At 27.1% G+C, this 7,822-nt stretch carries 8 protein-coding genes; 4 read left to right on the forward strand and 4 right to left on the reverse strand.

Going from position 1 to position 7,822, the window contains the following annotated elements; all coding sequences use genetic code 11:
* Positions 1-380: 380 nt before the first annotated feature.
* Genes BUB51_RS11240 through BUB51_RS11250 form a run of 3 tightly spaced genes read right to left on the reverse strand, consistent with a single transcriptional unit; the run spans position 381 to position 2,996 of the window.
* A complete protein-coding gene (locus tag BUB51_RS11240; RefSeq protein ID WP_143153615.1) occupies positions 381-1,208 on the reverse strand; it encodes a deoxyribonuclease IV in 828 nt (275 codons plus the stop codon).
* Between the two features lie 11 nt (positions 1,209-1,219).
* A complete protein-coding gene (locus tag BUB51_RS11245; protein ID WP_200791957.1) occupies positions 1,220-2,236 on the reverse strand; it encodes an SPL family radical SAM protein in 1,017 nt (338 codons plus the stop codon).
* Positions 2,187-2,996 (reverse strand): 5'-methylthioadenosine/S-adenosylhomocysteine nucleosidase family protein, encoded by an 810-nt coding sequence (locus BUB51_RS11250; RefSeq protein ID WP_073197810.1) that lies wholly within the window; start codon positions 2,994-2,996, stop codon positions 2,187-2,189. Before BUB51_RS11250 ends, BUB51_RS11245 begins: the two co-directional genes overlap by 50 nt.
* Before the next feature lie 129 nt (positions 2,997-3,125).
* Here BUB51_RS11250 and rodA point away from each other — a divergent pair, with 129 nt between their 5' ends.
* The 3 genes from rodA (at position 3,126) to BUB51_RS11265 (ending at position 6,971) form a co-directional block, all read left to right on the forward strand.
* Positions 3,126-4,274, forward strand: a complete 1,149-nt coding sequence (gene rodA / locus BUB51_RS11255) for a rod shape-determining protein RodA (protein WP_073197812.1) — start codon at positions 3,126-3,128, stop codon at positions 4,272-4,274.
* 173 nt (positions 4,275-4,447) lie between these two features.
* Complete coding sequence (locus BUB51_RS11260; RefSeq protein WP_073197814.1) at positions 4,448-4,837, forward strand: hypothetical protein; 390 nt, start codon at positions 4,448-4,450, stop codon at positions 4,835-4,837.
* Between the two features lie 94 nt (positions 4,838-4,931).
* Positions 4,932-6,971: a M28 family metallopeptidase gene (locus tag BUB51_RS11265; protein ID WP_073197816.1), complete on the forward strand. Its 2,040-nt coding sequence runs from the start codon at positions 4,932-4,934 to the stop codon at positions 6,969-6,971.
* Positions 6,972-7,070: 99 nt separating this feature from the next.
* Here BUB51_RS11265 and BUB51_RS11270 read toward each other — a convergent pair whose 3' ends face one another.
* Entirely contained in the window at positions 7,071-7,535 is a 465-nt protein-coding gene (locus BUB51_RS11270; protein WP_073197817.1) for a GerMN domain-containing protein, read from the reverse strand.
* Between the two features lie 76 nt (positions 7,536-7,611).
* Between BUB51_RS11270 and BUB51_RS13355 the strand changes: the two genes are divergently transcribed.
* The coding region (locus BUB51_RS13355; protein ID WP_278294401.1) for a hypothetical protein at positions 7,612-7,822 on the forward strand (211 nt) is incomplete at its 3' end.

Raw genomic sequence — 7,822 nt, forward strand, 5'->3', positions numbered from 1 at the left:
TCATTTTGAAATTCATCTAAATGACGTACCCTTGAGACCTCCCGGGGTAAGCGTAACCACTTTCCTCCCATATATCCGCCACATTTACTGCATAAACCTTCGGACCGTTTTGGGCTTTGTTTTGTTTTGCAAACTCACCCGATTTATACAGCCTCGAATGTGGTTCGTGTACCTCGGACCAGGATTTTGCCTCCGGCTTCCTTCAGATTCCACCTCACGATGGACACCCTTGCCTTTAGCTAGTGGTTGGCACGGTCAACCCCCACAGTGGACTTTCACCACCTAGTTGTTACGCATGCCCGGCACACAAATAAAACCTATTGATAATTGTAATATCAATAGGTCTTAAAATTTCAAATATATATTTATATATAAATTGACTAATAGCTTTTTGATATTAATAATTTTATCTCCTCTCTATATCCATCAAGCTCGTTAGGAGTTTCTAGAATAAATGGTAAATCTTTAAGTTGAGGATGATTTAATACATTTAAAATGGCTTCAAGTCCTATAGTACCTTTTCCTATTTTTTCATGTCTATCTTTCCTACTTCCAAACTCTTTCATGCTGTCATTTAAGTGTATAGCTTTTAATCTATCGATTCCTATAATTCTATCAAATTCTTCTAGAACATTATCTAATTCATTAACTATATCATATCCCGCTGAATATATATGACAAGTATCTAAACAAACTCCTATCAATTCAGAATATTTTACTTTATCAATTATGCCTTTCAACTGTTCAAATGTGTATCCTATCTCTGTACCCTTTCCAGACATTGTCTCCAATAAAATCATAGTATTTTCATTACCCGTAATTATTTCATTAAGCCCTTGAGCTATCCTATTTATTCCATAATCTATGCCTTTACCAAGATGATTCCCTGGATGAAATGTGAAATATGGACACGGAATATTTTCTAATCTTTCTAAATCCTCTTTAATTACTCTTTTCGCTAAATTCCAAGTATCTTCTTTATGAGATGCAAGATTAAGTATATATGGAGCATGAGCAACCAACGGACCGAATTTATATTCATTTAATATTTTTTCAAACTCATTTATATCTTCCATGTCTAAAGTTTTTGCTTTTGCTCCTCTAGGATTTCTCGTAAAAAATTGGAAAGTATTAGCCCCTATACTAATTGCAGCTTTTGCAGCATTTGAATAACCTTTAGATATTGTCAAATGACATCCTAAAAACATTATTATCACCTCTAATATATTTTCTTTTCATCAATGTAGTTAATTAATCTTTCTTTTACAAAACTTTTTAAATATTCTTCATCAAAATAGCTTACAACTCCATTTTCCTTCTTAAAATCGTATCCAAACACTTTAGAATACTTATCTAACCTTCTCAGCCTTTTTATATGCTCCTCACTCATTCTGAATACTCCGATATTGACATCTCTTACAGCATCTGATGGTATTTCTGTAAATACTTCATCTATAAATTCGCCATATATTGATTCAAACCCTTTAACTTTAATAATAGGCTCAAGAGATATCCTTACTTTTAATCCTTTTGAAATAGCTACCTTTATATCATTTAACCTTGCAGTAAGACTAGGAGTCTTGTGTTCAAAATCATCAATTATCTTCTGAGGAGACAAAGTCCAAGCAAATATAATATTGGATGGTATTTCTAAATTTTTGATGCTTCTAAAATTACTGCTTTTAGTTCTTATCTCTATAAGCAAATTCTTATTCCTATTTGCAAATTCAATCCACTTTCTAACAAAACCAGTTATATTTTCAAAAGCCAATATATCTGAATCATATGAAATACATATATAAGCTCTTCTATCTTTAGTCGTTTTAATAATCTCTTCAAAAAAATCTTCTATATTAACAAAGATTACAATATTAGAAGATGAATATAAACCTCTTAAGTAGCAATATTCACAATCATAAATACAATTAAATATATTTGAAGAATAATAAAATGAAGTTTCTCCAAAATCTTCACAAATAGGTGAACCTTCATATAAATAGTTATCTATTTTTTTAGCTAATATCAATTTTGGAGACTTTTTTTGAATTATAAAGTTTTGTTTTGGCCTATTAAAAACATCTTTATAATTTTTTATTTCTATTATCTTACTATTTGGAAATTTACTTAATATTTCTAATGTTATACGATGATTTAAAACTTCTTTTTCTACATATATGTGCGAAAAACTATTCATAAAGTTTACTAATGAGTTTTTTGAACTCTCTTTTACTTTCATTCTTGCCTTGCACCCTCACATTAAGTATATTTTTTACAAATTCTGGACTTTTGCTCTCTCTTATCTTATATCCAATATAAGCCTTATTAAACTGAATTTTTTGATTCTCTGTTAAATTAAGTGCTGAACTTACTTGTTCCATCATTTTTCTATCCCAATCATCAAGCAAATCCTTTTTTATGAAACTTTTTTTCATTTTATTTATATAATCATCTATTGTTAAGATATTTTTTTCTATCAAATTCTCAACAAATTCGCCTGTAAGCCTTACACCATCTAAATGATCCGAAACGATTTTTATAAGCTGTACTTGGTGAGGAGAAAAAAATTTTGATGAAGCTTTAAAAAAGCCACTTCCCTCCATATCACATATATCTTCTATATCAAAGTCAATCACTGGCTTTGAAAAAGTCTCTAAAGTCCCTTCTTCAAATTGATGGCTAATCAATATATCTGGATAATAGTCTTTTTTTGTCTCAACATCATGGATTTTATTGACAAGAACTGCTTCTCCAATCTCTCTATTTTTGCTTCCACAAATACCTATATTCATAACAATATCTTCATCAGAGATACCATATTTAGAAACAATATGTGATAAAGCTATTGCAGAATTTATTTTACCTACTCCAGATATAATTAATTTTATATCTTCTCTTTCAAAGACTTGAAAAAACTTATTTTCATTAACTCTTTTTAGTTTATAAAAATTTATTATCGGCTTTGCTTCATTATAAAAAGCACAAACAAAATACAGCATACCTATCACCCTAAATTTAATCTATATATAGCATTATAGCATAAATAGTAACCTATTATTGATATGTCTTAAATATATGATATAATTTAAATGTCTTAAAATAATTCAAAAGAAAGGAAAATCTAAAATATGTTAGAAAGAAAACTTTGGAAAAAGTTTGATTATATATTATTTATAACAATAATTCTATTATGTATCTACGGTTTCATAGTAATCGCAAGTGCAACCTCTAAAACTAAAGGAAGTGATATCCAATTAGATATTAATTTCTTAAAACAACTCATTAAGAATCCTTTTCTCAAAACTCAAATTACTTCATTTGTATTAGGTTTAATCGCTATATTCATATTAGCATTATTAAATTATGAAACATTTGGTAGATTATATCTTTTAATATATGGATTTTGTAACCTCTTATTAATAGCAGTTTTGTTATTTGGAACTGGCGAAGAGACTTGGGGCGCTAAGAGTTGGTTATCTATTGGAGGTTTTAGTTTCCAACCTTCAGAAATCGTCAAAATAGGAATAATAATATCAGTAGCAAAATTTATAGATAATAATAAGGAAAAGATTAATGAACCTTTTACATTGTTAAAAATTTTAATGTTCTCTCTAGCACCAGTTGCATTAATTCTTATGCAGCCTGATTTTGGAACAGCTACTGTTTTTATGTTTTTCATTTTCATTATGTTATTTATAGCAGGACTCAACATTAAATATATTTTATATGCCGTTGGTGCTGGGCTAATCAGTTTACCTGTTTTATGGTTATTTTTATTAAAAGGTTATCAAAAAGACCGTATTAGAGTTTTTCTAGATCCTAGTCTTGATGCAATGGGAGCAGGTTATCAGGTTATACAGTCCAAAATAGCAATCGGTTCTGGTAAAATACTTGGTAGAGGCCTTTTTCATGGTGTTCAAACACAGTATGGATTTCTGCCTGAAAAACATACCGATTTTATATTTGCTGTTATTGGTGAAGAATTAGGATTAATAGGAGGGCTTGTTCTACTTTTACTATACTTTATTATGTTATATAGACTTATAATAATAGCAAAAAACTCTAAAGACCTTACGGGTTCTTTAATAGTTATAGGAATAGCTGCAATGATTTCTTTCCATATCATAGAAAATATAGGAATGACTATGGGACTAATGCCTGTAACAGGTATACCATTACCTTTTATAAGTTATGGTGGTACTTTCCTATTAGCAAATTTAATAAGTATTGGACTAGTTCTTAGTATCGGAATGAGAAAAGACAAGCTTAATTTTTAAAGGATGCTTTGTGCATCCTTTTTATATTTATCAATACTTATATTTTCTTTATTGACTAAATCATAGTTTTATTGACAAAATGTTGAATTTATGTTAAAAAGAATTTAAGGGGGAGAGATGATTTATAAAGATTTAATTTATATTAACTTATATCTTACAGGGGGAAGATTATAATGAAAAGACTAATTTCTTCATTTATGATACTTATTTTAATAATAAGTCTAACAGGCAACGTTTTTGCTTATAATGGAGAAACAATGCAAAATAATTACCGATTACCTAAAAATAATCCATCTATTATTGAACCTTTTTATGTTCCTTGTGATTACTGGCCCGATGGGCATCATAGATGGCAAGATGGTAAAACAGACTACGATTATGTAGATACTAATATTACAAGCAGAGAACCTATATTAGATGACGGACGTGAAATTGGATATAAAGTTTATGTAAAACAAAAAGTTTACAAAATTCAGGAAAAATATTGTGCTTGTGGTGCAACAGAAAAAATAAAAACTTATCAAGGGACTAGATGGAAATATGTAGAAACTGTATATTATTAAATAATTTTTGATTAATAAAAAATATATAACAACTAAATATCAATTTCTCTCCCCCATAATTATACTTAATTTCTCAAATAAGGAAGTGATAAAATTGAAAAAAACTCTTTTCAAATCTATAATAATACTAGCTGTAATCCTAGTAATTGGAACAGCTTTAAAATCAAATATAGATAAAAATTTAATAGATTATAACACAAAAGATATAATTAATTTTTTAACTGACAGAGAACTAGAAGGTAGACTAACAGGAACAGAAGGAAGCAAAAAAGCTGAAAAATTTATCTCTGAATATTTTAAAATGCTAGAATTAGAACCTTTGGAATTTCTTGAAGATGATAGTTATTTATTTCCGTATGATCATAGTTTTGTTAACTTTGATAATCAAAACATAAAAATGACCATAGAATATGAAAATGGAGATACTAAAGAATGTATTATAGGTAGAGATTTTTTACCTATTTCGTATACAAAAGAAATAGACATAAGTGCTAAAACAAGTAAAGAATTAGATGAAAATTCCTTTTTATTAGTCGATAACAATATAAAACCCCAGTATAGAAAAGCAAAAGGAATTTTAATAAAAACAAACAATTTTCATCATTATATTGCAGTAAATAATGTCAAAACCCCTATCATTCAAATCAGTAAAAATTTATACAACAATTTAATTAATAATAAATGCAATATAAAATTTAGCTATAAACTAGATACAGAAAAGATTAAAGCAAATAATATTGTAGCAAAAATTCCGGGTAAAGATAACAGCAGTGCTATTATTTTATCAGCTCATTTTGACCATATAGGTAAAATCGGAAATACAATATACTCTGGTGCATTAGATAACAGCTCAGGTATATCAGTATTATTAGATTTAGCAAAAAAACTAAAAGAATATTCAAAAAATAATGAATTAAAGCAAGATATAATAATATGTGCCTTTAATGGTGAAGAATCCGGCAGACAGGGAAGTAAAGCCTTTGCTGCATTCATTAAAGACAGATATAAAAACATAGCAAATATTAACTTTGATTGTATTGGCATTAAAGATAAAGCTTTTATTATTAATAGATTAAATTTTAACAGTAAAAGAGCATTAGATAATGATCTATATAATTATCTCAAAAATAAAGGCTACAATATTTCTTTCGATGACGGTTATAGTTCTGATCATGAAAGTTTTATATATTATAACATACCTTCTGTAACTATTGGACAACCTTCAGATATTATTCATTCAAAACTCGATGTAATGAACAATTTGGATATAAATCTGATTGAAAAATTTAATAGTGATATATTCGAATTCTTAATAAAAAATGATGGTATAAATTATAATGAAATAGTAAATATAGACAATGATTCAAATGCTAAATATATTGACGAAATAGAAATTTCAGAATATGAAAAAATAAAAGAAGCAGAAAGTAAAGATTTAGAATTAAACCAATACAAATATATATTAGATGACAACGTTCCTATATGCATAACAAGATTAAGTAAAACGTATAACTCTCTAGAAGATTTAAAAAAGATATTTAATAATATTTATATACCAGAAAATATAGGTAGTTATAAATTGAAAGAAATAACTGTCAAGTGTTCAGAGCCAGAAACTCATATAGGTGAATTTAATAAGATATATACATATGATAATTTTTCTATTTCTTATATAAACAATATCAATATTAAATACTCTAATGATAATAACAGTAATAAAATACTCAAAATCGATATATTTAAACTTAATAGTATATCCGATTTTAATAATAAATCTTTTGATGACATAATTAATGAAATGTATGTTGATGATAATAGAATAGAAAAAAATTCGAGCAATAATCAATCCTATTTATCAATAGAAAAAGTTTCAAATAATAATCAATCTTACTGGATTATATTTATAAGACGTAATGGAAATGAAAAATATATATCCGAAGTTGTTAATATTATTGGAAAAAATAATATATTTTACAGAATCTCAATTAATAAATACGAAATAGAAAAAGCAAAAATCAGAAATAAAAATGAAAAAATATATAAATTAGATTGGTTTAATAATTCTAAAGACAAAACTATCGAATTTATAAGAAATATCAACTTTAATAAACTTATAGATGGCATATTTAAATAAAATTTTATTGTACCGATAAAGTGTATGCCAAACAATGGCATACACTTTATCAATATTACTACTAAAATTAAATAGCTTTCTTCAAACCCTGTAAATCTATTAACTTATAATATTCTCAACTGATTCTCTTGTAAAAGGTTCCTTTACATAAATATGCCCCATTAAACTTTCTACTTTTTTACCATCTACCAAAAATTGGACTTTATCTATATAATCTAATTCTGTCAATGACTTTACAATAGATGCAATAAAAAATACTTCTTCTGTTGAGCCACCATGCAATCCACTGCTAGAAATATTAACTCTGGCAGTATTATTAACAACTTCTACTCCTAATATCTGTATATGAGGAGCTATCGTTCTCTTAAGCTTTTCACTTTTAGGGCCTTGTTTAAGTCTATCTAAAATAATCTCTTCTAATGGTTTTTCATCTATTTGTACCTTTACCTTTTCTGCTACTAAACTCGTTAGCTTATCATCCGCAAAATATAATATTACATCTTTTTCTTTTACATTAACATCTTTATTACACCACTTTACAAGAAATAAAGAGTTAGCTTCCATAAAGTAGAAAAATCAGACATCTAAATCCTAGGAATACTAATCATAACTAAAAAAAAAATCTAGGAGATGTCTGATTATGATTAGTATATCCAAAAACTCTATAAAACAAACATTAAAACAATATTTATATGAATATAGACATATTTTTAAGAAGCGAAGCTTTAATATATTTTACTGGCTAATACTGTCAATACTTGCACTTGAAGAAGTAAGGTCAATAAAGTTTATATACGATAACTTTATAAAAAAATATACGGTCAAAACTTTGAATTCACTATATTATTTTT

It is taken from the genome of Caloranaerobacter azorensis DSM 13643, from assembly GCF_900129995.1.
GTDB lineage: Bacteria > Bacillota > Clostridia > Tissierellales > Thermohalobacteraceae > Caloranaerobacter > Caloranaerobacter azorensis.